This is a genomic window from Enterobacter soli (assembly GCF_964208575.1).
GTDB classification, from domain to species: domain Bacteria; phylum Pseudomonadota; class Gammaproteobacteria; order Enterobacterales; family Enterobacteriaceae; genus Enterobacter; species Enterobacter soli_A.
Map to the genome: position 1 here is coordinate 56,832 of NZ_CAXOFU010000024.1, position 21,288 is coordinate 78,119.

Sequence of the window (21,288 nt, forward strand, 5' to 3'; positions counted from 1 at the left end):
CGGGTGAGATTTTTTGGTGCCGGGACAGAAAAATGGTGCCGATAATAGGAGTCGAACCTACGACCTTCGCATTACGAATGCGCTGCTCTACCAACTGAGCTATATCGGCCCTGAGAGGCAGGTTACGAGCGTAACCACGGGGCAAAAGAGTAGATCTAACAGGGTGATGCGTCAATGGCCTTGAGACTCAAACGGCTATTTTTGCACCACCCTTATTTTATTTACGCACGAATCGTATCGTCGCCGAAGCCGATCCACTTGTACGTCGTCAGCGCTTCAAGCCCCATCGGGCCGCGAGCGTGCAGCTTCTGGGTGCTGACGGCCACTTCCGCGCCTAAACCGAACTGACCGCCGTCGGTGAAGCGGGTTGAGGCGTTCACGTAAACGGCGGAAGAATCCACTTCGTTCACAAAGCGGTTTGCGTTGCGCAGAGTGCGTGTCAGGATCGCATCAGAGTGCTGCGTACCGTGTTCACGGATGTGCGCAATGGCGTCGTCAAGATCCGCAACCACCTTCACGTTCAAATCCAGCGACAGAAACTCGTCGTCGTACTGTTCCGCTTTTACCGGAACCACGGTCGCCGGGCCGTCTTTGAGCAGGGCAATCGCATCAGCGTCCGCGTGAAGCGTCACGCCGCTTTCCGCCATCTGCTTGCTCAGCGCGGGCAGGAAGGTGCTGGCGATACCCTGATGCACCAGCAGCGTTTCCACCGTATTACAGGTGCTTGGACGCTGGGTTTTGGCGTTAACGACGATCTTCAGCGCCGGTTCGATCTCCGCGGTGTCATCCACCACGATGTGGCACACGCCGATACCGCCGGTGATCACCGGGATTGTCGACTGCTCGCGGCACAGCTTGTGCAGGCCCGCGCCACCGCGTGGGATCAGCATGTCGATGTATTTATCCATGCGCAGCATTTCGTTGACCAGCGCGCGATCCGGGCTTTCGATTGCCTGAACTGCGCCTGCCGGCAAGCCGCACTCTTCCAGCGCCTTCTGAATAACGCGCACGGTGGCGGCATTGGTACGCCAGGTCTCTTTCCCGCCGCGCAGAATGGCGGCGTTGCCCGTTTTCAGGCACAGAGAAGCAACATCAACAGTGACGTTTGGACGCGCTTCGTAAATCACACCGATCACGCCCAGCGGGACGCGGCGGCGTTCGAGGCGCAAACCGCTGTCGAGCAGCCCGCCGTCAATCACCTGCCCGACCGGATCCGCCAGGCTGCACACCTGACGCACGTCGTCAGCGATGCCTTTCAGACGCGCGGGGTTCAGCGCCAGGCGGTCGAGCATAGCTTCGCTCAGGCCGTTTTCACGCGCCTCAGCGAGATCCTGTTCATTGGCACGCAAAATCTCAGCGGAATGCGCTTCCAGATAATCAGCGATTTTTTCCAGCACGCGGTTTTTCTCGCGGCTGGAAAGGAGCGCCAGTTTGTACGAGGCGGCTTTCGCAGCTGCGCCCATTTGTTCCAGCATGTTTGGCTCCTTAACGAATAATCATGTCGTCGCGATGGACTGCGACCGGGCCATATTCATAGCCCAGAATAGCGTCAATCTGCTGCGAGTGATGTCCGGCGATACGGCGCAGCGCGTCGCTGTTATAGCGACTCACGCCGTGGGCGATATCACGACCTTCAAGGTTGCGGATGCGGATCACTTCACCACGGGAGAAGTTACCTGTCACGCTTTTAATTCCTTTTGGAAGTAATGAACTCCCTCTTTCCAGAATGGCCGAGGTCGCCCCTTCATCCACGGTGATTTCACCCGCCGGCGGTGCGCCGAAAATCCAGCGTTTACGGTTTTCCAGCGGGGATTCCTGGGCGTGGAAGCGCGTGCCGACGGAGATGCCCTCCATCACGTCGCCAATCACACCCGGACGGCTGCCCGCGGCGATCACGGTGTCGATACCCGCACGACAGGCCACGTCGGCGGCCTGCAGTTTGGTGCCCATCCCGCCCGTGCCGAGGCCGGACACGCTGTCCCCTGCAATGGCGCGGAGCGCGTCGTCAATGCCGTGAACATCGGTAATCAGCTCTGCCTGCGGATTGTTGCGCGGATCAGCGGTAAACAGCCCTTGCTGATCGGTCAGCAGCAGCAGCTTGTCGGCGCCCGCCAGGATCGCGGCCAGCGCAGAAAGGTTATCGTTATCGCCCACTTTGATTTCAGCGGTCGCCACGGCGTCGTTTTCGTTGATGACCGGAACGATATTGTTATCCAGCAGCGCGCGCAGCGTATCGCGGGCGTTCAGGAAGCGCTCGCGGTCTTCCATGTCGGCACGCGTCAGCAGCATCTGCCCGACGTGAATGCCATAAATAGAAAACAGCTGTTCCCAGAGTTGAATCAGACGGCTTTGCCCCACGGCGGCCAGCAGCTGTTTGGAGGCGATTGTTGCGGGGAGTTCGGGGTAGCCCAGATGTTCACGCCCGGCGGCAATCGCCCCGGAGGTCACAATCACAATTCGATGCCCTGCGGCATGTAACTGAGCGCACTGACGTACAAGCTCAACAATGTGGGCGCGATTTAGGCGGCGCGATCCGCCTGTTAAAACACTGGTACCGAGTTTTACCACCAGCGTCTGGCTATCACTCATGATTCTCTGCCGTTCAACAATAGGGGAAATGATGTCAAGCAGACGTTTTAGCAGGACTCAGCCCCGTTGCCAACTGCCAGAGTATAAAGTGGCGCACTTTATTGCGCGGGATCAGGAAGCGTAGCGGCAGATTTTGACAGTTTTATTGCTGAAATAATAAATCACAGTTTTTTAAAAATATTCTTAGATTGTCATAAAACTTTAATTCCAGAACGATAAAACCCTTCCTGTTTTTTCACGGGACTTAAGCATCGGCTTATCGTCCAGCGAATTTTAAGCGCGTATATAACACTCAGGATTGAAAATGAAAAAAAGTTATCTGGCATTAGTGGTCATGGGCGTAGTGGCTTCTGCATCGGTACACGCAGCCGAAGTTTATAATAAAGACGGTAATAAACTGGACGTGTACGGCAAAGTAAAAGCAATGCACTACATCAGCGATGATGACACTAAAGACGGGGATCAGACTTACGTTCGTTTCGGCTTTAAGGGCGAAACGCAGATTAACGACCAACTGACCGGCTACGGTCGCTGGGAAGCTGAATTCTCCGGCAACAAAGCCGAGAGCGACGCGACGCAGAAAACCCGTCTGGCCTTTGCCGGTTTGAAACTGAAAAACTTTGGCTCCTTCGACTATGGTCGCAACCTGGGTGCGCTGTACGACGTTGAAGCCTGGACCGATATGTTCCCGGAATTCGGCGGCGACTCTTCCGCGCAGACCGATAACTTCATGACCAAGCGCGCGAGCGGCCTGGCGACCTACCGCAACACCGACTTCTTCGGCGCGATTGATGGCCTGGACATGACCCTGCAATATCAGGGCAAAAACGAAGGTCGTGACGCCAAGAAACAGAACGGCGACGGCTTCGGAACTTCTCTGTCCTATGACTTCGGCGGCAGCGATTTCGCGATTAGCGGCGCGTACACCAACTCTGACCGTACCAATGCCCAGAACCTGCTGGCGCGCGGCGAGGGTGATAAAGCAGAAGCCTGGGCAACCGGTCTGAAATATGACGCGAACAACGTTTACCTGGCGACCATGTATTCTGAAACCCGCAATATGACCCCAATTTCGGGCGGCTTTGCAAATAAAGCGCAGAACTTCGAAGTGGTAGCGCAATACCAGTTCGATTTCGGTCTGCGTCCTTCCCTGGGCTACGTTCAGTCTAAAGGCAAAGATATCGAAGGGATCGGCGACGAAGATATCGTGAAATATATCGATGTGGGCGCGACCTATTATTTCAACAAAAATATGTCGGCATTTGTTGATTATAAAATCAACCAGATTGATGACGACAATAAGCTGGGCGTGAGCAGCGATGATATCGTTGCACTGGGTATGACGTACCAGTTCTGATTGAGCAGAAATAAAAAAACCGGCGCTAAGCCGGTTTTTTTTGTGCCCGATGGCGCCATGGCATTATCAGGCGGTGAGCTTGACCGCTTCGCTGGAAAAATCATCCGCAGGCTCAAGCTTGAGATCCAGCGTCGCCAGCAGCGCGGTTGCCCTGGCGAGATACTCTTTCAGCGTGTGCTCCAGACGGTCGATCACTTCCTGATCTTTGATTGGCGCGGCCTGCCAGCTGCCGTCTTTATTGAACAGACCAAACTGATAGCTATAGGTGAAACGCTTTTCTTCCGCTTCCATTTCCATCCACCAGCCCCAGAATTCACGTTTTTCGGGTGCAGGCTTCACATTGACGCATACAGCCAGGCAGTCGAAAAAAAAGCGATTCTCTTCACACTGCTCTTCTCGAATGTACGGGCCAAGAGCCATGAACTTCTTAATCAGTCTACTTTTCGGGTGTCCACTCGGTAACGTCATTGCGATCTCCTTTTGTGAAGCCACTGTTTTACCAAACCATCAAAATTTAGCAATCTATTAACACAATCTCTGCGTGATCCAGCGTGTAATCTCTTTTAGCGCCTTGTCAAAATTCTGATACACCGGGCTGAACGGCACTTCGAGCAGTTTGCCGTCGGCAGATGACGAAGTGATTAAACGCGACTCCTCCTCCGGGCTGAAGGGATCGTTTTTCCAGAACCCGGACAGCATCGGCGTCGGGCAGCGGCGTCCCAGCAGGCCCTGCATTTTTAACGAGTAACGATTGAGCTCAACGCGCAGCGCTTCATCCGATGCATCATGCATACCAAGTCGGCTGGCCAGCACGTCCAGATACATCTCCGGCACGCTGCCCTGGCGCGCAGGTTCACTTAACAGCGAGTGAACCACCGGGCCGAGACAGGCCACCGCTTTAAGGCGCGATGATTCCAGATACGCCAGACGCACCGCGACGTTGGCGCCAAAGCGGAAGCCGAAAGCCGCGACCCGCGTGTGGTCGACCCACGGAATATTCTCCAGCGCTTTCAGCGCATGCTGGTGCAACAGGCTGGAATCCTGAGTCAGTTTCCATTTGGAGGAGAAGCCAATCGACGGCATATCAAGCGTTAACATGGCGATCCCTTTTGGTGCAAAGTAGCGCTCAAAAAGGCTGTAGTAGTCCGTCTGGAGGGAGTCCAGCCCGCCGCACATTAACACGGTCGGGAACGGGCCTTCGCCATCCGGCATATGCAGGAATCCGGTCACGGGCGAGCCGCCGGGGATGGTAAACTCAATCTCACGCATCCGGCCCGGCAGATGCTGGGCGGCCTCTTCATAGGCGCGGTTCGCCAGCGCCTGCGCCTGCTCCGCCAGTTCATCACCTTTCAGGTGCGGGTACGCGGCGATGCTGTAAAGGTTACAGGCATGGAGCCAGTATTTGCCGCTCAGCGCCGCATTCCCTTCCTGGCTGGCCTTTTGCTGCCAGAGCATCGCCTGTTTCGACCATTCGTAGATCCAGTTGCCGCCGCGATAGCCGACTACGGTATCGTAAAGCTCGCTGTCGGTGCGCTCGGACTCGCTCATGACGATACGCGCCTGAACGTCGAGAATTTCACGCGGATCGATACCGCGCCAGATCCACATCAGGCGGTTAATCATTCGGTACCAGTGGGGCACATTTTTGCCGTCTAACGCAGACTGGACTGAAGGCAGAGAACCCTGGTTAAAACGGCGCACCAGCGTCGACGTTTCCGGGTGTTTAAAGCGGGGTTTGAATAGCGTTTCGCTAAGGTTTGCCTGCGTCATTGCATTGCCTCCATGAATACATCGTATAGAGACCATTGTAACGCGCTACAGGCTAAAAAAAACAACGCCCGGCAAAACCGGGCGTTAAAATAATGTCGTGGCGGAATTAACGGCCAGAGATTGGCGGTACGAATACCACGCCCATATCCCACGGCTGTTCAATCCAGGTATCCTGCGGGATATCAATCACGTAATCGTCAACCAGCGGGCGACCGGCAGGTTTAGCGAAGATAGTGACGAAGTGCGCTTTTGGATACATTTCGCGGATAGCCACCGCGGTGCCACCGGTATCAACCAGATCGTCGATAACGATGAAGCCTTCACCGTCGCCTTCAGCGCGTTTCAGCACTTTCAGTTCGCGCTGGTTGTCGTGGTCATAGCTGGAGATACAAACGGTATCGACATGACGAATACCCAGCTCACGTGCCAGCAATGCACCCGGTACCAGACCGCCACGGCTAACGGCAATAATGCCTTTCCACTGCTCGGAAGGCATCAGACGCGCAGCCAGTTTGCGTGCGTGGATCTGCAACATGTCCCAGGTGACGACGTATTTTTCGCTCATGTGAAGTGTCCCAGCCTGTTTTTATACGGCTTAAAAAGTGTTCAAGGGGGAAATAGGTTGCGCGAGATTATAGAGATCTGACGCGCTAAAAACCAGTGTTTAGCGCCCGGCGCCTGAGTTTTTACATGCTTTATGCTACCAGCAACCAGAGAAAGTGGTATTCTCAGTTGCATCTCGCAAGCCCGACTTGTGGTAACTATTAACCTGCTAACCCTGTGTCCTGCATCAATCTTTGCAGCGCATCGACAAGGAGACTTATCGTGTCTGAACTGTCTCAATTATCTCCACAGCCCCTGTGGGATATTTTTGCCAAAATCTGTTCCATCCCGCACCCGTCCTATCACGAAGAGCAGCTTGCCGAACATATTATGGGCTGGGCGAAAGAAAAAGGCCTGCACGCCGAGCGCGACCAGGTTGGCAACATTCTGATCCGCAAACCGGCTACCGCAGGCATGGAAAACCGTAAACCGGTTGTGCTGCAGGCGCACCTGGACATGGTTCCACAGAAAAACAACGACACCGTTCACGACTTCACTAAAGATCCTATCCAGCCCTATATCGATGGCGACTGGGTGAAAGCGCGCGGCACCACGCTTGGCGCGGACAACGGTATCGGTATGGCTTCTGCCCTGGCGGTGCTGGCTGACGACAGCGTTGAGCACGGCCCGCTGGAAGTGCTGTTGACCATGACCGAAGAAGCGGGCATGGACGGCGCGTTTGGTCTGCAGGCGAACTGGCTGCAGGCAGACATCCTGATCAACACCGACTCCGAAGAAGAAGGTGAGATCTACATGGGCTGTGCGGGCGGTATTGATTTCATCTCTACCCTGCCGCTGTCCCGTGAAGCGATCCCTGCGGGCTTCGAGACCTTCAAGCTGACGCTGAAAGGGCTGAAAGGCGGTCACTCCGGCGGCGATATCCACCTGGGTCTGGGCAACGCCAACAAGCTGCTGGCGCGCTTCCTGGCGGGCCACGCGGCCGAGCTGGATCTGCGTCTGGTGGATTTCAACGGCGGTACTCTGCGCAACGCGATCCCGCGCGAAGCCTTCGCCACCGTTGCGGTGCCTGCGGCGAAAGCCGACGAGCTGAAAAAGCTCTCCAGCGTTTACCTCGACATCCTGAAAAACGAGCTGTCTGCGAAAGAGAAGAACCTGACCGTGGTTCTGGAATCGGTGACGGCGGATAAAGCCGCGCTGACCGCGCAGTCTCGCGACCGCTTTGTTCAGCTGCTGAACGCTACGCCAAACGGCGTGATCCGTAACTCCGACGTGGCAAAAGGCGTGGTGGAAACCTCCCTGAACGTCGGCGTGGTGACCATGAGCGACGACAGCGCAGAAATCATCTGCCTGATCCGTTCTCTGATCGACAGCGGCAAAGAGTACGTTGTGAGTATGCTGGAATCTCTGGGCACCCTGGCAGGGGCAAAAACCTCTGCGAAAGGCAGCTACCCGGGCTGGCAGCCGGATGCCACCTCCCCGGTGATGGCGCTGGTGCGCGAAACTTATCAGCGCCTGTTCAACAGCACGCCGAACATTCAGGTGATCCACGCGGGTCTGGAATGTGGTCTGTTCAAGAAACCGTATCCGGACATGGACATGGTATCCATCGGGCCAACCATCACCGGGCCGCACTCCCCGGACGAGCAGGTTCACATTGAAAGCGTAGGCCATTACTGGACGCTGCTGACCGAGCTGCTGAAAGCCATTCCTGCGAAGTAATCCCCTCAGGAAAGAGACAAGCCCGGCTGCGATTCGCTGCCGGGCTTTTTTATAACCCCAGCACCAGCTGTCGCTCGAGCTGCGGGTCAAGCAAGGTGACGTGCAGCCCCACCAGCCGCACCCCGCGCCCGCTCCGCCGCTCCTCCCAGGCTTTTTTCGCCGTGGCGATAAGATCGTCTTTATTCAGCCGCGGCCAGACGTGCTCCTGCGTCGTCTGCTGGAAGTCGTTGAACTTCAGCTTGATGCCCTGCCGGGCAATCAGCAGATCCGGCTTGACCTTCGCCAGCCGTCGCTCAAGCTCCGGGTAGAGCTGCCCGTTGATAATCGCCTCGCAATCCGCCCACTCGTGAATATCTTCAATCAGGGTGCGCTCGACGCCGACCGATTTGCGCAGCCGCTCGTTGTTCACGCCGCGATCGTCGATCCCCTGGCTGCGCTCCCACAGCACGCGACCAAACTTGCCAAAGCGCTTGAGCAGCATCGCCAGGTCGCTGCGCTGCACGTCTTCACAGGTGCGAAGCCCCATGCTTTCAAGCTTCGCGGCGGAGACTTTTCCCACGCCGGGAATTTTGCCGAGCGAGAGCGTTTTTAAAAACGCGGGAACCTCTTCCGGGGTGATGACGTACTGCCCGTCAGGCTTATTCAAATCAGAGGCGATTTTGGCGAGAAACTTCACCGGGGCGATGCCCGCCGAGGCCGTTAAGTTCAGCTCGCGGGAGATAGTCTGGCGGATCTCCTGCGCCATCAGGGTGGCGGAGCCGTGGCAGTGCACGCTGTCCGTCACGTCCAGATAGGCTTCATCCAGCGACAGCGGCTCAATGAGCGAGGTATAGCGGGAAAAAATCTCGCGAATATGCTCAGACGCTTCTTTGTACGCATCAAACCGGCCCGGCAGAAGCGTGAGATGAGGGCAAAGCTTTAGCGCCATCGCCGTCGGCATAGCGCTGCGCACGCCGAACTTGCGCGCGGGATAATTGGCGGTGCTGATCACCCCGCGCTGTACGCGGCTGCCGCCAATTGCGATGGGGATATCCCGCAAGGCAGGATTATCACGCATCTCCACTGCGGCAAAAAAGCAGTCCATATCGACATGGATTATTTTGCGCATAGTAAGCCCTCACTCATTACTGGATAAGTATACAGTAAACAAATGAGGGTTGAGAAGTCTGCCTGAGAAGTGTCGGGTGGCGGCTTCGCCTACCCGACCAACACGACTAAAGAATGCGCTGCTGTTCGCGGGCCATTCTTTTTTTCCGCGCATCGCAGGGTTCAGGGCAGTCGCAGACTTTTTCCATTCCAAGGGAGGAAATGCCGCCGCAGCTGCCCTGAATGCTTTTGCGCTTGATTATCCAGCCTAGCGACATGCCGAAGACCACCAGCACAAACACCGCAAACGTTGCCAGAAAGGTCAGCATTGTCAGCCTCCAAAATCATCCAGCATGATGTTCTCGTCTTCCACGCCGAGATCCTTGAGCATCTTGATCACCGCCGCGTTCATCATCGGCGGGCCGCACATATAAAACTCACAGTCTTCCGGTGCGGGGTGCTGCTTGAGATAGTGCTCGTAGAGAACGTTGTGGATAAAGCCCGTATAGCCCGTCCAGTTATCTTCCGGCTGCGGGTCGGACAGCGCCACGTGGAAGCTAAAGTTAGGGTTATCACGCGCGAGCTGTTCAAACTCGTCGTCATAGAACATCTCGCGCAGGGAGCGCGCGCCGTACCAGAAGCTGATTTTGCGCGTACTGCCAAGACGCTTAAGCTGGTCGAAAATGTGCGAACGCATCGGCGCCATCCCCGCACCGCCGCCGATAAAGACCATTTCGGCGTCGGTCTCTTTGGCAAAGAACTCGCCGAACGGGCCGGAGATGGTGACCTTATCACCCGCTTTCAGCGACCAGATGTAGGACGACATCACCCCAGGCGGCGCGTCCGGCACGTTTGGCGGCGGCGTGGCGATACGCACGTTGAGCATAATGATGCCCTTCTCTTCCGGATAGTTCGCCATCGAATAGGCGCGCAGGGTTGGCTCTTTAACCTCTGAAACAAAGCGGAACAAATTAAATTTATCCCAGTCTGCGCGGTACTCTTGCGGCACGTCGAAGTCGGCCCAGGCGACGGTATGCGCCGGACACTCAATCTGAATATAGCCTCCCGCGCGGAACGGCACGCTTTCACCTTCCGGCACCCGCAGCTTGAGCTCTTTGATGAAAGTCGCCTTGTTATCGTTAGAGATAACCTCGCACTCCCATTTTTTGACGCCGAAGATCTCCTCCGGCAGCTCAATTTTCATGTTCTGGCGCACCGCGACCTGACAGGCCAGACGGCAGCCCTCTTTCGCTTCGCGCCTGGTGATGTGCGCCAGCTCGGTAGGCAGAATATCGCCGCCGCCCTCTTTTACCGTGACGCGACACTGGCCGCAGGAGCCCCCGCCGCCGCAGGCCGAAGAGACAAAAATGCCGTTGCCAGAGAGGGTATTGAGCAGCTTGTCACCCGCCGGAGTGCGGATCTGGTTCTGCGGATCGTCATTGATATCAATGACGACGTCCCCCGAATTCACAAGCTTAGAGCGCGCGGCCAGAATCAGCCCCGACAGCACCAGTACAATGAGCGTGAACATCACCACGCCAAGAATAATTTCCATATCGAAGCCCTTAAAGCTGCACGCCGGAGAAGGACATAAAGCCCAGCGCCATCAGCCCGGTGGTGATAAAGGTGATCCCTAAGCCGCGTAGCCCGGCGGGTACGTTGGCATATTTCATTTTTTCGCGGATCCCCGCCATGGTCACGATCGCCAGCATCCAGCCGATACCGGAACCAAATCCGTAAACGACGGATTCACTGAAGTTATAGTCGCGCTGCACCATAAACGACACGCCGCCGAAAATGGCGCAGTTCACCGCGATAAGCGGCAGGAAGATCCCCAGTGCGTTGTAGAGCGACGGGAAGTACTTATCGAGGATCATCTCCAGGATTTGCACCAGTGCCGCAATCACGCCGATAAAGGTGATGAAGTTGAGGAAGCTCAGATCAACGCCCTCAACCAGCGCGCCGTCGCGCAGCACGAAGTTGTACACCAGATTGTTGATCGGCACGGATAAGCCGAGCACCACGGTGACCGCCACGCCCAGGCCAAATGCCGTCGATACCTTTTTGGACACCGCCAGGAAGGTACACATGCCCAGGAAGAACGCGAGCGCCATGTTTTCAACGAACACCGCGCGCACAAATAAACTCAGGTAATGAGCCATTGTCGGTTACTCCTTTTCCTGCTGTTCTGGCCTGAGGGTACGAATCAGCCAAATCAGCAAACCGATAATGAAAAACGCGCTTGGCGCCAGCAGGAACAGACCGTTTGGCAGATACCAGCCGCCGTTTTGGACGGTGTCCAGCACGGTGATGCCAAACAGCTTGCCGCTACCGATGAGCTCGCGCAGGAAACCCACCGTCAGCAGGATCACGCCGTAGCCGAGGCCGTTGCCGATCCCGTCCATAAAGCTCGCCAGCGGCGGCATCTTCATGGCATAGGCTTCCGCACGCCCCATCACGATACAGTTGGTGATGATCAGGCCAACAAACACCGAAAGCTGTTTCGAGGTTTCATAGGCGAAGGCGCGCAGCAGCTGATCGACCACGATCACCAGCGAGGCTATGATCGCCATCTGCACGATGATCCTCACGCTGTTCGGAATGTGGTGGCGGATCATCGAGATGAACATGCTGGAAAATGCCGTCACCAGCGTAACCGCCACGGTCATCACCAGGGCCGTTTCCAGCTTGGTCGTTACCGCCAGAGCCGAACAGACCCCCAGTACCTGCAACGTAATCGGGTTATTGGCGAAAAGCGGGCCAATGAGCACCTTTTTCACTTCTTTCAACTCGCCCGCATCAGCCATTGTTCAGCGCTCCTTCACGTACGTTTTTCAGGAAGGGGCCGAAACCCAGCTCCCCCATCCAGAAATCAAAACTGTGCTGCACCCCGTTTGAGGTGAGCGTGGCGCCGGAAAGACCGTCGACGGCGTACTCATCTCCCGGACGCGCAGAGCCTTTCACCACCTTCAGCGCAGGCAAGCCGTTATCATCAACGACCTTTTTACCGACAAACTGCGCGCGCCAGTTCGGGTTTTCAATTTCGCCGCCCAAACCCGGCGTTTCACCGTGATCGTAATAGGTGATGCCCTTAATGGTGCGACCGTCCGGGCTGAGCGCCACAAACGCGTACATCACAGACCACAGGCCGTTGCCGTAGACCGGCAGCACCATCTCCTGCACCCGCTTTTGCGCGTCGCGCACCAGGTAGATTTCAGCGATGTTGCTGCGACGCTTAATACCCGCCGGATCCTGCGAGGCCTCCAGCGCAACGCTCATTTGCGGATCTTTCAGCGCCAGGGACGGATTGAATTTCGCCGGGTCTTTTTCCAGCAGTTCACCGCTTTTTAAATCCACCAGCCGCGCTGAAATGCGCTCGGCAAAGATTTTCGACACGTCATCGGCGCTCATGCCGTCCTGCATCAGCCCGGCAACGGCGAGGATGTTGCGCTGTTTATCCAGCGCCCGCTGCTCCTGCTGCAGCGGCTTTAATCCCACCGCAGAGCCCGCGACAACAATGGAACAGACCAGGCAAAGCACCAGCACCACCAGCAGCGTTTTGCCGGTGCTGTCGTTATTTTTGATATCAGCCACGCGCCTTCCTCCGCTTAATGTTGGCGCGCACCACCAGATAATCGAATAGCGGCGCAAACAGATTGGCAAACAAAATGGCCAACATCATCCCTTCCGGATAAGCCGGGTTGACCACGCGAATCAACACACACATCACGCCGATGAGTGCGCCATAGCACCATTTCCCTTTGTCGGTGAACGACGCCGAAACCGGGTCGGTTGCCATGAACATCATGCCAAAGGCAAAACCACCGAGCACGAGATGCCAGTACCACGGCATTGAGAACATCGGGTTGGTGGTCGAGCCGATAAGATTGAAAAGCGTTGCGGTGAGCACCATGCCGAGCATCACCCCGGCGACAATGCGCCAGGAGGCCACGCGCCCGAACAAAATAATCGCGCCGCCAATCAGGATCATCAGCGTTGAGACTTCACCAATGGAGCCGGGAATATTGCCAATAAAGGCATCAAACCAGGTAACAGGCTGACCGGTGGCGTTGTTGACCAGCGTTTCACCGCCGTGCGCCGCCCACTGAGAGAGCGGCGTGGCGCCGGAAAAACCGTCTGCCGCCGTCCACACTAAATCCCCGGAGATTTGCGCAGGATAAGCAAAGAACAGGAACGCACGCCCCGCCAGCGCCGGATTGAGGAAGTTGCGCCCGGTTCCGCCGAAGATCTCTTTTGCGATGACCACGCCAAAGCTGATACCCAGCGCCGCCTGCCATAAAGGCAGCGTTGGCGGCACAATCAGGGCAAACAGGATGGAGGTCGCAAAGAAGCCTTCGTTGATTTCATGTTTGCGGATAATGGCAAACAGCACTTCCCAGAACCCGCCAACGATAAACACCGTCAGGTAGATGGGCACGAAGAAAACCGCGCCCAGGGTCATCATGCTTATCCAGCCCGCATCCGCCGCAAAGCTCACGCCCAGCATCTGGGCGACACGATAATGCCAGTCGGACTCAATGACCTGCGCAAGCTGCGAGGCGTCGTAAAGGTGGTGCAGCGCCGGGATGGTTTGCAGCCCGACGTTGTACATCCCCCAGAACATCGCCGGAAAGACCGCAAACCAGACCAGAATCATCATGCGCTTCAGGTCGATGGCATCGCGAACGTGCGCCGCCCCTTTTGTGACCTGCCCTGGGGTGTAGAAAATGGTCGCCGTCGCTTCAAACAGCGGATAGTACTTTTCCAGCTTGCCGCCCTGCGTAAAGTGCGGCTCCATTTTTTCGAAGAGGTGTTTTAAGCCCATCAGTTATCCTTCCTGCTCAATGCGGGTTAACACCTCGCGCAATACGGGTCCGTATTCGTATTTTCCAGGGCAAACATAGGTGCAGAGTGCCAGATCTTCTTCGTCGAGCTCCAGGCAGCCAAGCGCCTGCGCGCTGTCGGAATCGCCGGACAGCAGGTCGCGCAGCAGCGGGGTCGGCAGGATGTCGAGCGGCATGACGCGCTCGTAGTTGCCGATAGGCACCATCGCCCGCTCACCGCCGTGGGTGCTGGTAGAGAAGTTAAACAGCTTGTGCCGCAGGAAGTGACCGAGCGTGGTGCGGGTGACGGAATACTTGTCGGCCCCGGGAAGCACCCAGCCGAACAATTCTTTCTCGCGGCCCTCTTCCACCATGCTGACCTGCAGGTGGAAACGCCCCAGGAACGCCTGCGCGCCCGTGGCGTGTCTGCCACTCAGCACCGAGCCGGAGATCAGACGGTTTTCACCCGCTTTGGTTTCGCCTGCCAGCAGCTCGTTGATGTCTGCGCCCAGCAGAGTGCTCACCAGACGCGGGCGGGCAGCCTGTGGCCCACCGAGAGCGATCGCGCGCTCGGAGGAGAGTTCGCCGATCATAAAGAGCTTACCGATAGCAATCACGTCCTGATAATTCAGGTGCCAGACCTGCTTCGTCAGGCTCACCGGCTCAAGGAAATGAATATGCGTTCCGGCAAGCCCCGCCGGATGCGGGCCGGCGAATTCGTTAAACGTCACCTGCCCCTGCGGATGGCCGCCCAGCTTGCCGCCGCTGGCCTGACACACATGGATTTTGCCTGCCGTCAGGCGGGTTAACAGGGTAAGCCCGGCGTCGAACGCTTTGCGCTGGGCAAAAATAAGCGGCTGCGGGTCGGCGCTCAGCGGGTTGGTGTCGATAGCGGTGACAAAAATCGCCGCAGGCACGGTGCCCGGCACGGGAGATTTACTGAACGGACGGGTGCGAAACGCCGTCCACAGGCCGGAGGCCAGCAGTTGAGCCTGCACCACCTCCCGGCTGAGGGTGGCGAAATCGGCGTCGTCATAGCGCGCGAAGGTGCGCTGCTCGTCGCCTTCGATGCGGATGACTACCGACTGCAGCACGCGGCGTTCACCGCGGTTAATGGCCACGACGGTGCCGCTCGCAGGCGCGGTGAACATGACGCCGGGATTTTTTTTATCTTCGAAGAGCGCCTGCCCTTTCATGACGCGTTCGCCTTCCTGCACCAGCATAGCGGGGCGCATGCCGATGTAGTCATCGCCTACAATGGCGACATGACGAATGTCCGGGCCTGGAGAAACGTGCTGTTCGGGCACGCCCGCGATAGGGAGATCAAGTCCTTTTCTGATTCTAAACATGTGGTTAGCAAGTATCCATGAACAACAATCCAGAGGAGGCGCAGTGTACCATTTTCGCCCTTTCGACGGCAGGGAAACCGCCGTGCCGCGCGCCAAAATGCGAGCTATTACGCAAAGTTCCTAACGCAAGACGCATAAGGATGGGATATAAGGGTAAAACTATTTTGTAAACACAGCCGTTCGCTCTTGCGAAAAACTACAGCGGTGCTAATGTGAGCGCTCCTAAATCCAGATTAGTCTGATTACGGGTCTCTTTTGCCGTCCTGGCAAGTTGGTTTTTAGCTTTATCAAGGAACTAGTAGTATGCGTAAAATCGCATTGTTCATTGCGATGCTTCTGATTCCGTGCGTGTCGTTTGCCGGGCTGCTCAGCAGCAACAGTTCAACCACGCCGATCAGCAAAGAATATAAACAACAACTGATGGGATCGCCGGTTTATATTCAAATCTTCAAGGAAGAGCGCACACTCGATCTGTTTGTCAAAATGGGCGAGACATATCAGCTGCTTGATAGCTACAAAATCTGTAACTATTCCGGCGGGCTAGGGCCGAAACAGCGTCAGGGCGATTTCAAGAGTCCGGAAGGGTTTTACAACGTTCAGCGCAGCCAGCTAAAACCAGACAGCCGCTTCTATAAAGCCATTAATATCGGCTTCCCGAATGCCTACGACCGTGCTCACGGTTATGAAGGTAAATACCTGATGATCCACGGCGCCTGCGTGTCCGTCGGCTGCTATGCGATGACCGACAGCGGTATTGATGAGATTTTCCAGTTTGTGACCGGCGCGTTAGTGTTCGGCCAGCCAAACGTTCAGGTCAGCATTTATCCGTTCCGCATGACGGATGCCAACATGGCGCGTCACAAGTATTCCTACTTTGCGGACTTCTGGAAACAGCTGAAGCCGGGTTATGACTACTTCGAACAGACGCACAAGCCGCCGGTTGTGTCAGTGGTTGATGGCCGGTACGTGGTCAGCAAGCCGCTGAGCCACGAAGTCGTCCAGCCACAGCTCGCGTCAAACTACGCGGTCCCCGAGACAAAATAGAACCCACTCACCTGGCATAATCTTTTGCCAGGTTTCGTTGCCCGTCAGCGGCTGCGTTGCAATTACGGTGACCACATCGTTCGGTGTGGTCTCCTTCTGAAAGTCTATTTCCACGTCCTGATCGAGCAGCGTCGCTACGCCAAACGGCGCTCGGCGGGTGATCCAGAACAGATTCGTCGAGCAGAACGCCATCACGTAGCGGCCGTCAGAAAGCAGCATGTTGAACACGCCCTTTTCACGCAGCTCCGACGCCAGCGTGGCGATGTATTTGAACACGGCCGCCATGTTGCCCGGCGTGCGGGGATAGCGCTCCGTCAGCTTGTGCAGCAGCCAGCAAAAGGCTTTTTCGCTGTCGGTTTCCCCGACCGGGCGAAAGTTGCCCGTTTCCAGCGATTTATAGCCGGTGAGCTGACCGTTGTGAGCGTAGGTCCAGTTGCGACCCCACAGCTCGCGGGTAAACGGATGGGTATTTTCCAGCGCCACCTCGCCGCGGTTCGCCTGGCGAATGTGGGCGATCACCGAGCGGGACTTTATCGGGTAGTCCTGCACCAGTTTGGCAATTGGCGAGTTAAAGCTGGGCTGTGGATCTTTGAACGTGCGACATCCTTTACCTTCGTAAAAGGTAATGCCCCAGCCGTCCTTATGCGGCCCGGTTCCTCCCCCGCGCTGTACCAGCCCGGTGAAGCTAAAGCAGATATCGGTTGGCACATTGGCGCTCATCCCGAGCAGTTCGCACATACAACACCTCCACAACAGCGGGGGCACCGGTGCCCCCAGCGAAGTCTTACTTAACCATCTCTTTTTCGATCAGCTGGATCAGGATATGAATCACTTTGATGTGAATTTCCTGAATACGATCGGCGTAACCGAAGTGCGGAACGCGGATTTCGATATCCGCCGTGCCCGCCATCTTGCCGCCGTCTTTGCCGGTCAGGGTGATGACTTTCATGCCTTTTTCACGCGCTGCGGCAATCGCTTTGATCACGTTACCGGAGTTGCCGGACGTGGAAATGCCCAGCAGCACGTCGCCTTCGCGGCCTACCGCTTCAACGTAACGCGAGAAGACATAGTCGTAGCCAAAGTCGTTGCTCACGCAGGAGATGTGGCTGACGTCGGAAATCGCAATCGCCGGGTAGCCCGGACGGTTTTCGCGATAGCGACCCGTCAGCTCTTCTGCGAAGTGCATCGCGTCGCAGTGGGAGCCACCATTACCGCAGGAGAGCACTTTGCCACCGGCTTTGAAGCTGTCTGCCAGCAGGACCGCCGCGCGCTGAATAGCGTGAATATTGGCTTCATCTTTCAGAAAGTTAGCCAGCGTTTCCGCCGCTTCGTTCAGTTCGTTACGAATAAGATCCTGGTACATGAGGATAATCCTTCAGCATTAATGAAAATAACACTATGCAGTGTACCGGATAGCCGCAAAGTCGAGAAGTTAAAGCCTGCCGATTCTCAGGCTGTTTTGTTTTTTCGTGCCTGCTAAAACCTGAACAATGTGAACCAGGTTGTAATTATTTTGTAAACACATTGCTAAAGGAAATGACATCAACTACAACCATATCATCACAAGTGGTCAGACCTCCTACAAGCAAGGGAGCTTTTCTTTATGATGATTTTGAGCATTATCGCAACCGTTGTTCTGCTCGGTGTGTTGTTCTATCACCGCGTAAGTTTATTCCTGAGCAGCCTGATTCTTCTGGCCTGGACGGCTGCGCTTGGCGTCGCAGGTCTTTGGAATATCTGGATTTTAGTCCCGCTGGCAATCATTCTTCTGCCGTTCAACCTGACCCCGATGCGCAAGTCGATGATCTCCGCACCGGTATTCAAAGGCTTCCGTAAAGTGATGCCGCCGATGTCGCGTACCGAGAAAGAAGCGATTGATGCGGGCACCACCTGGTGGGAAGGCGATCTGTTCCAGGGTAACCCAGATTGGAAAAAGCTGCATAACTACCCGCAGCCGCGCCTGACCGCAGAAGAGCAGGCCTTTATCGATGGCCCGGTAGAAGAAGCGTGCCGCATGGCGAACGACTTCGCGATCACCCACGAAATGGCCGACCTGCCGCCGGAGCTGTGGGCGTATCTGAAAGAGCATCGCTTCTTCGCGATGATTATTAAGAAAGAGTACGGCGGCCTGGAGTTCTCGGCTTACGCTCAGGCTCGCGTGCTGCAAAAACTGTCGGGCGTTTCCGGCATCCTCGCCATCACCGTTGGCGTGCCAAACTCCTTAGGCCCGGGCGAGCTGCTGCAGCATTACGGTACTGAAGAGCAAAAAGATCACTACCTGCCGCGCCTGGCTCGCGGTCTGGAAATTCCGTGCTTCGCGCTGACCAGCCCGGAAGCGGGCTCCGACGCGGGTGCTATCCCGGATACCGGCGTCGTCTGCATGGGCGAATGGCAGGGCGAGCAGGTGCTGGGTATGCGCCTGACCTGGAACAAGCGCTACATCACGCTGGCGCCTATCGCCACCGTGCTGGGTCTGGCCTTTAAGCTCTCTGACCCGGAAAAACTGCTGGGCGGTGACACCGATCTGGGCATTACCTGTGCGCTGATCCCAACCTCCACGCCGGGCGTTGAAATTGGTCGTCGTCACTTCCCGCTGAACGTACCGTTCCAGAACGGCCCGACCCGCGGTCAGGACATCTTTGTGCCGATTGATTACATCATCGGCGGCCCGAAAATGGCCGGTCAGGGCTGGCGTATGCTGGTGGAATGTCTGTCCGTCGGACGCGGCATTACCCTGCCGTCCAACTCTACCGGTGGCCTGAAATCGGTGGCGATGGGGATTGGCGCTTACGCCCACATCCGCCGCCAGTTCAAAATCTCCATCGGCAAGATGGAAGGTATCGAAGAGCCGCTGGCGCGTATCGCAGGCAACGCCTACGTGATGGACGCCGCTGCTTCCTTAATTACCTACGGCATTATGCTGGGCGAAAAACCGGCCGTACTGTCCGCGATTGTGAAGTACCACTGTACCCACCGCGCGCAGCAGTCAATCATTGATGCGATGGATATCGCGGGCGGTAAAGGCATTATGCTCGGCGAAGGCAACTTCCTGGCGCGCGGATATCAGGGCGCACCGATTGCCATCACCGTGGAAGGGGCGAACATTCTGACCCGCAGCATGATGATCTTCGGCCAGGGCGCGATCCGCTGCCATCCTTACGTGCTGGAAGAGATGGCGGCTGCGCAGAATAACGACGTGGATGCTTTCGACAAGCTGCTGTTCAAACATATCGGTCACGTGGGTAGCAACAAGGTGCGCAGCTTCTGGCTCGGCCTGACGCGCGGCCTGACCAGCGCGACGCCAACCGGCGATGCCACTAAGCGTTACTACCAGCATCTGAACCGCCTGAGCGCCAACCTGGCCCTGCTGTCCGATGTTTCCATGGCGGTATTGGGCGGTAGCCTGAAGCGTCGTGAGCGCATCTCTGCCCGTCTGGGCGACGTGCTGAGTCAGGTCTTCCTGGCCTCTGCGGTGCTGAAACGCTATGACGATGAGGGCCGTCAGGAAGCGGATCTGCCGCTGGTTCACTGGGGCGTGCAGGATGCGATGTATCAGGCTGAACAGGCGATTGACGATCTGCTGGCGAACTTCCCGAACCGCTTTGTGGCTGGGGCCCTGCGCGCGGTGATCTTCCCGACCGGCCGTCACCACCTGGCGCCGTCCGATAAGCTGGAGCACAAAGTCGCGAAGATCCTGCAAATTCCGAGCGCAACCCGTTCCCGTATCGGCCGCGGGCAGTACCTGGAGCCAACCGAGCACAACCCGGTGGGTCTGCTGGAAGCGGCGCTGCTGGACGTGATGGCGGCTGACCCTATCCACCAGAAAATCTGCAAGCAGCTGGGCAAAAACCTGCCGTTTACCCGCCTGGACGAGCTGGCGAAACAGGCCCTGGCAGGCGGCATTATCGATAAAGATGAAGCCGCCATCCTGGTGAAAGCCGAAGAGAGCCGTCTGCGCAGCATTAACGTGGACGACTTCGAGCCGGAAGAGCTGGCGACGCAGCCGGTAAAGCTCCAGGAGAAGGTCCGCAAACCTGAAGCCGCGTAACCCGCTACGCTTCGACAAACCCCGCCTCGTGCGGGGTTTTTTATTGCCACAAATTATAATTCCATCGTGCTAGAGTGTCTGGACGCTGTTCAACGAGGAGTCTTAACTGTGCCTGGTTTGAAGATTACGATTTTACAACAACCTTTAGTGTGGATGGACGGCCCTGCCAACCTGCGCCACTTTGACCGTCAGCTGGAAGAGATAACCGGGCGCGATGTGATTGTCCTGCCGGAGATGTTTACGACCGGCTTCGCGATGGAAGCCGCGAAACAGTCGATGCCGCAGGACGAGGTGGTTGCCTGGATGTACGCGAAAGCGCAGCAGACGAACGCCCTGATCGCGGGCAGCGCCGCGCTGCAAACCGAGCGCGGGCCGGTAAACCGTTTCCTCCTGGTTGAGCCGGAAGGCAAGGTGCATTTTTACGATAAGCGCCACCTGTTCCGCATGGCGGACGAGCATCATCATTACGAAGCGGGCAACGAGCGGCTGGTGTTTGAGTGGCGCGGCTGGCGCATTCTGCCGCTGGTTTGCTACGACCTGCGCTTCCCGGTGTGGTCGCGTAACCGCAACGATTACGACCTGGCGCTGTATGTCGCCAACTGGCCCGCACCGCGCTCGCTGCACTGGCAGGCGCTGCTGGTGGCGCGCGCTATCGAGAATCAGGCATACGTGGTGGGTTGTAACCGCGTGGGTACGGACGGCAACGGGCATCACTACCGGGGCGATAGCCGGGTGGTGAATCCGCAGGGCGAGATTATCGCCACCGCCGAACCGCATCAGGCGACGCGTATTGATGCCGAACTGTCGTTAACGGCGCTGAAGGAGTATCGGGAGAAGTTTCCGGCGTGGCAGGATGCCGATCCGTTTAGTATCGGATAATTATTCTCTTTTCCCCTGATTTTCGAAGCGACAGTTTTTTGTCAGAAAACAAGATAGTGA

General features: G+C 56.8%; 20 protein-coding genes and 1 tRNA gene. 5 read left to right on the top strand and 16 right to left on the bottom strand.

The window, feature by feature from the left end; genetic code table 11:
- Window positions 1–33: 33 nt before the first annotated feature.
- The 3 genes from AB6V08_RS20115 to proB all read right to left on the bottom strand — a co-directional run bounded on the left by AB6V08_RS20115 (window position 34) and on the right by proB (window position 2,589).
- Window positions 34–109: transfer RNA gene (locus tag AB6V08_RS20115), tRNA-Thr, on the bottom strand.
- A gap of 112 nt (window positions 110–221) precedes the next feature.
- On the bottom strand, window positions 222–1,475 hold the full coding sequence (proA, locus tag AB6V08_RS20120) for a glutamate-5-semialdehyde dehydrogenase (protein WP_368544578.1): 1,254 nt from the start codon (window positions 1,473–1,475) through the stop codon (window positions 222–224).
- Window positions 1,476–1,485: 10 nt separating this feature from the next.
- Entirely contained in the window at window positions 1,486–2,589 is a 1,104-nt protein-coding gene (gene proB / locus AB6V08_RS20125; protein WP_368544579.1) for a glutamate 5-kinase, read from the bottom strand.
- Between the two features lie 304 nt (window positions 2,590–2,893).
- On the opposite strand from proB, the gene phoE reads away from it, so the two are divergent.
- Entirely contained in the window at window positions 2,894–3,946 is a 1,053-nt protein-coding gene (gene phoE, locus AB6V08_RS20130; protein ID WP_368544580.1) for a phosphoporin PhoE, read from the top strand.
- Between the two features lie 66 nt (window positions 3,947–4,012).
- Here phoE and crl read toward each other — a convergent pair whose 3' ends face one another.
- The 3 genes from crl to gpt all read right to left on the bottom strand — a co-directional run bounded on the left by crl (window position 4,013) and on the right by gpt (window position 6,281).
- A complete protein-coding gene (gene crl, locus AB6V08_RS20135) occupies window positions 4,013–4,414 on the bottom strand; it encodes a sigma factor-binding protein Crl (RefSeq protein WP_368544581.1) in 402 nt (133 codons plus the stop codon).
- 57 nt (window positions 4,415–4,471) lie between these two features.
- Window positions 4,472–5,716 carry an esterase FrsA gene (gene frsA, locus AB6V08_RS20140; protein ID WP_368544582.1) on the bottom strand — a complete coding sequence of 415 codons (1,245 nt, stop codon included), beginning with the start codon at window positions 5,714–5,716 and terminating at the stop codon, window positions 4,472–4,474.
- A 106-nt stretch (window positions 5,717–5,822) separates the two neighbouring features.
- On the bottom strand, window positions 5,823–6,281 hold the full coding sequence (gene gpt / locus AB6V08_RS20145) for a xanthine phosphoribosyltransferase (protein WP_003863205.1): 459 nt from the start codon (window positions 6,279–6,281) through the stop codon (window positions 5,823–5,825).
- A gap of 260 nt (window positions 6,282–6,541) precedes the next feature.
- Here gpt and pepD point away from each other — a divergent pair, with 260 nt between their 5' ends.
- On the top strand, window positions 6,542–7,999 hold the full coding sequence (gene pepD, locus AB6V08_RS20150) for a cytosol nonspecific dipeptidase (protein WP_368544583.1): 1,458 nt from the start codon (window positions 6,542–6,544) through the stop codon (window positions 7,997–7,999).
- A gap of 49 nt (window positions 8,000–8,048) precedes the next feature.
- Here pepD and dinB read toward each other — a convergent pair whose 3' ends face one another.
- The 8 genes from dinB to AB6V08_RS20190 all read right to left on the bottom strand — a co-directional run bounded on the left by dinB (window position 8,049) and on the right by AB6V08_RS20190 (window position 15,257).
- On the bottom strand, window positions 8,049–9,107 hold the full coding sequence (gene dinB / locus AB6V08_RS20155; protein WP_368544584.1) for a DNA polymerase IV: 1,059 nt from the start codon (window positions 9,105–9,107) through the stop codon (window positions 8,049–8,051).
- A 106-nt stretch (window positions 9,108–9,213) separates the two neighbouring features.
- Window positions 9,214–9,414 (bottom strand): (Na+)-NQR maturation NqrM, encoded by a 201-nt coding sequence (nqrM, locus tag AB6V08_RS20160; RefSeq protein ID WP_368544585.1) that lies wholly within the window; start codon window positions 9,412–9,414, stop codon window positions 9,214–9,216.
- Between the two features lie 2 nt (window positions 9,415–9,416).
- Window positions 9,417–10,640 carry an NADH:ubiquinone reductase (Na(+)-transporting) subunit F gene (gene nqrF, locus AB6V08_RS20165; RefSeq protein WP_368544586.1) on the bottom strand — a complete coding sequence of 408 codons (1,224 nt, stop codon included), beginning with the start codon at window positions 10,638–10,640 and terminating at the stop codon, window positions 9,417–9,419.
- 10 nt (window positions 10,641–10,650) lie between these two features.
- Window positions 10,651–11,247: an NADH:ubiquinone reductase (Na(+)-transporting) subunit E gene (nqrE, locus tag AB6V08_RS20170; RefSeq protein WP_023334613.1), complete on the bottom strand. Its 597-nt coding sequence runs from the start codon at window positions 11,245–11,247 to the stop codon at window positions 10,651–10,653.
- 6 nt (window positions 11,248–11,253) lie between these two features.
- Window positions 11,254–11,892 (bottom strand): NADH:ubiquinone reductase (Na(+)-transporting) subunit D, encoded by a 639-nt coding sequence (locus AB6V08_RS20175; RefSeq protein ID WP_368544587.1) that lies wholly within the window; start codon window positions 11,890–11,892, stop codon window positions 11,254–11,256.
- Window positions 11,885–12,679, bottom strand: coding sequence for a Na(+)-translocating NADH-quinone reductase subunit C (locus AB6V08_RS20180; RefSeq protein WP_368544588.1), 795 nt, complete (start codon window positions 12,677–12,679; stop codon window positions 11,885–11,887). Before AB6V08_RS20180 ends, AB6V08_RS20175 begins: the two co-directional genes overlap by 8 nt.
- Window positions 12,672–13,910, bottom strand: coding sequence for an NADH:ubiquinone reductase (Na(+)-transporting) subunit B (locus tag AB6V08_RS20185; RefSeq protein WP_368544589.1), 1,239 nt, complete (start codon window positions 13,908–13,910; stop codon window positions 12,672–12,674). The genes AB6V08_RS20180 and AB6V08_RS20185 overlap by 8 nt, the downstream gene beginning before the upstream one ends.
- A gap of 3 nt (window positions 13,911–13,913) precedes the next feature.
- Window positions 13,914–15,257, bottom strand: a complete 1,344-nt coding sequence (locus tag AB6V08_RS20190) for a Na(+)-translocating NADH-quinone reductase subunit A (RefSeq protein WP_368544590.1) — start codon at window positions 15,255–15,257, stop codon at window positions 13,914–13,916.
- A gap of 303 nt (window positions 15,258–15,560) precedes the next feature.
- Between AB6V08_RS20190 and dpaA the strand changes: the two genes are divergently transcribed.
- Complete coding sequence (gene dpaA, locus AB6V08_RS20195; protein WP_368544591.1) at window positions 15,561–16,301, top strand: peptidoglycan meso-diaminopimelic acid protein amidase; 741 nt, start codon at window positions 15,561–15,563, stop codon at window positions 16,299–16,301.
- Here dpaA and AB6V08_RS20200 read toward each other — a convergent pair.
- Together AB6V08_RS20200 and lpcA are read right to left on the bottom strand one after the other, a co-directional pair.
- Complete coding sequence (locus tag AB6V08_RS20200) at window positions 16,272–17,039, bottom strand: class II glutamine amidotransferase (RefSeq protein ID WP_368544592.1); 768 nt, start codon at window positions 17,037–17,039, stop codon at window positions 16,272–16,274. The genes dpaA and AB6V08_RS20200 overlap by 30 nt on opposite strands.
- 46 nt (window positions 17,040–17,085) lie before the next feature.
- Window positions 17,086–17,664 (bottom strand): D-sedoheptulose 7-phosphate isomerase, encoded by a 579-nt coding sequence (gene lpcA, locus AB6V08_RS20205; protein WP_024130646.1) that lies wholly within the window; start codon window positions 17,662–17,664, stop codon window positions 17,086–17,088.
- A gap of 240 nt (window positions 17,665–17,904) precedes the next feature.
- Between lpcA and fadE the strand changes: the two genes are divergently transcribed.
- Together fadE and AB6V08_RS20215 are read left to right on the top strand one after the other, a co-directional pair.
- Window positions 17,905–20,349, top strand: coding sequence for an acyl-CoA dehydrogenase FadE (fadE, locus tag AB6V08_RS20210; RefSeq protein WP_368544593.1), 2,445 nt, complete (start codon window positions 17,905–17,907; stop codon window positions 20,347–20,349).
- Between the two features lie 108 nt (window positions 20,350–20,457).
- Window positions 20,458–21,228: an amidohydrolase gene (locus tag AB6V08_RS20215; protein WP_368544594.1), complete on the top strand. Its 771-nt coding sequence runs from the start codon at window positions 20,458–20,460 to the stop codon at window positions 21,226–21,228.
- Window positions 21,229–21,288 lie beyond the last annotated feature (60 nt).

Bases quoted from the DNA above. Each gene is read 5' to 3' on its own strand.
- gpt (WP_003863205.1), bottom strand. From the start codon at position 6,281: ATGAGCGAAAAATACGTCGTCACCTGGGACATGTTGCAGATCCACGCA.
- nqrE (WP_023334613.1), bottom strand. From the start codon at position 11,247: ATGGCTCATTACCTGAGTTTATTTGTGCGCGCGGTGTTCGTTGAAAAC.
- AB6V08_RS20200 (WP_368544592.1), bottom strand. From the start codon at position 17,039: ATGTGCGAACTGCTCGGGATGAGCGCCAATGTGCCAACCGATATCTGC.
- phoE (WP_368544580.1), top strand. From the start codon at position 2,894: ATGAAAAAAAGTTATCTGGCATTAGTGGTCATGGGCGTAGTGGCTTCT.
- dpaA (WP_368544591.1), top strand. From the start codon at position 15,561: ATGCGTAAAATCGCATTGTTCATTGCGATGCTTCTGATTCCGTGCGTG.
- proB (WP_368544579.1), bottom strand. From the start codon at position 2,589: ATGAGTGATAGCCAGACGCTGGTGGTAAAACTCGGTACCAGTGTTTTA.
- dinB (WP_368544584.1), bottom strand. From the start codon at position 9,107: ATGCGCAAAATAATCCATGTCGATATGGACTGCTTTTTTGCCGCAGTG.
- AB6V08_RS20185 (WP_368544589.1), bottom strand. From the start codon at position 13,910: ATGGGCTTAAAACACCTCTTCGAAAAAATGGAGCCGCACTTTACGCAG.
- AB6V08_RS20190 (WP_368544590.1), bottom strand. From the start codon at position 15,257: ATGTTTAGAATCAGAAAAGGACTTGATCTCCCTATCGCGGGCGTGCCC.
- frsA (WP_368544582.1), bottom strand. From the start codon at position 5,716: ATGACGCAGGCAAACCTTAGCGAAACGCTATTCAAACCCCGCTTTAAA.
- nqrF (WP_368544586.1), bottom strand. From the start codon at position 10,640: ATGGAAATTATTCTTGGCGTGGTGATGTTCACGCTCATTGTACTGGTG.
- nqrM (WP_368544585.1), bottom strand. From the start codon at position 9,414: ATGCTGACCTTTCTGGCAACGTTTGCGGTGTTTGTGCTGGTGGTCTTC.
- AB6V08_RS20175 (WP_368544587.1), bottom strand. From the start codon at position 11,892: ATGGCTGATGCGGGCGAGTTGAAAGAAGTGAAAAAGGTGCTCATTGGC.
- proA (WP_368544578.1), bottom strand. From the start codon at position 1,475: ATGCTGGAACAAATGGGCGCAGCTGCGAAAGCCGCCTCGTACAAACTG.
- fadE (WP_368544593.1), top strand. From the start codon at position 17,905: ATGATGATTTTGAGCATTATCGCAACCGTTGTTCTGCTCGGTGTGTTG.
- crl (WP_368544581.1), bottom strand. From the start codon at position 4,414: ATGACGTTACCGAGTGGACACCCGAAAAGTAGACTGATTAAGAAGTTC.
- lpcA (WP_024130646.1), bottom strand. From the start codon at position 17,664: ATGTACCAGGATCTTATTCGTAACGAACTGAACGAAGCGGCGGAAACG.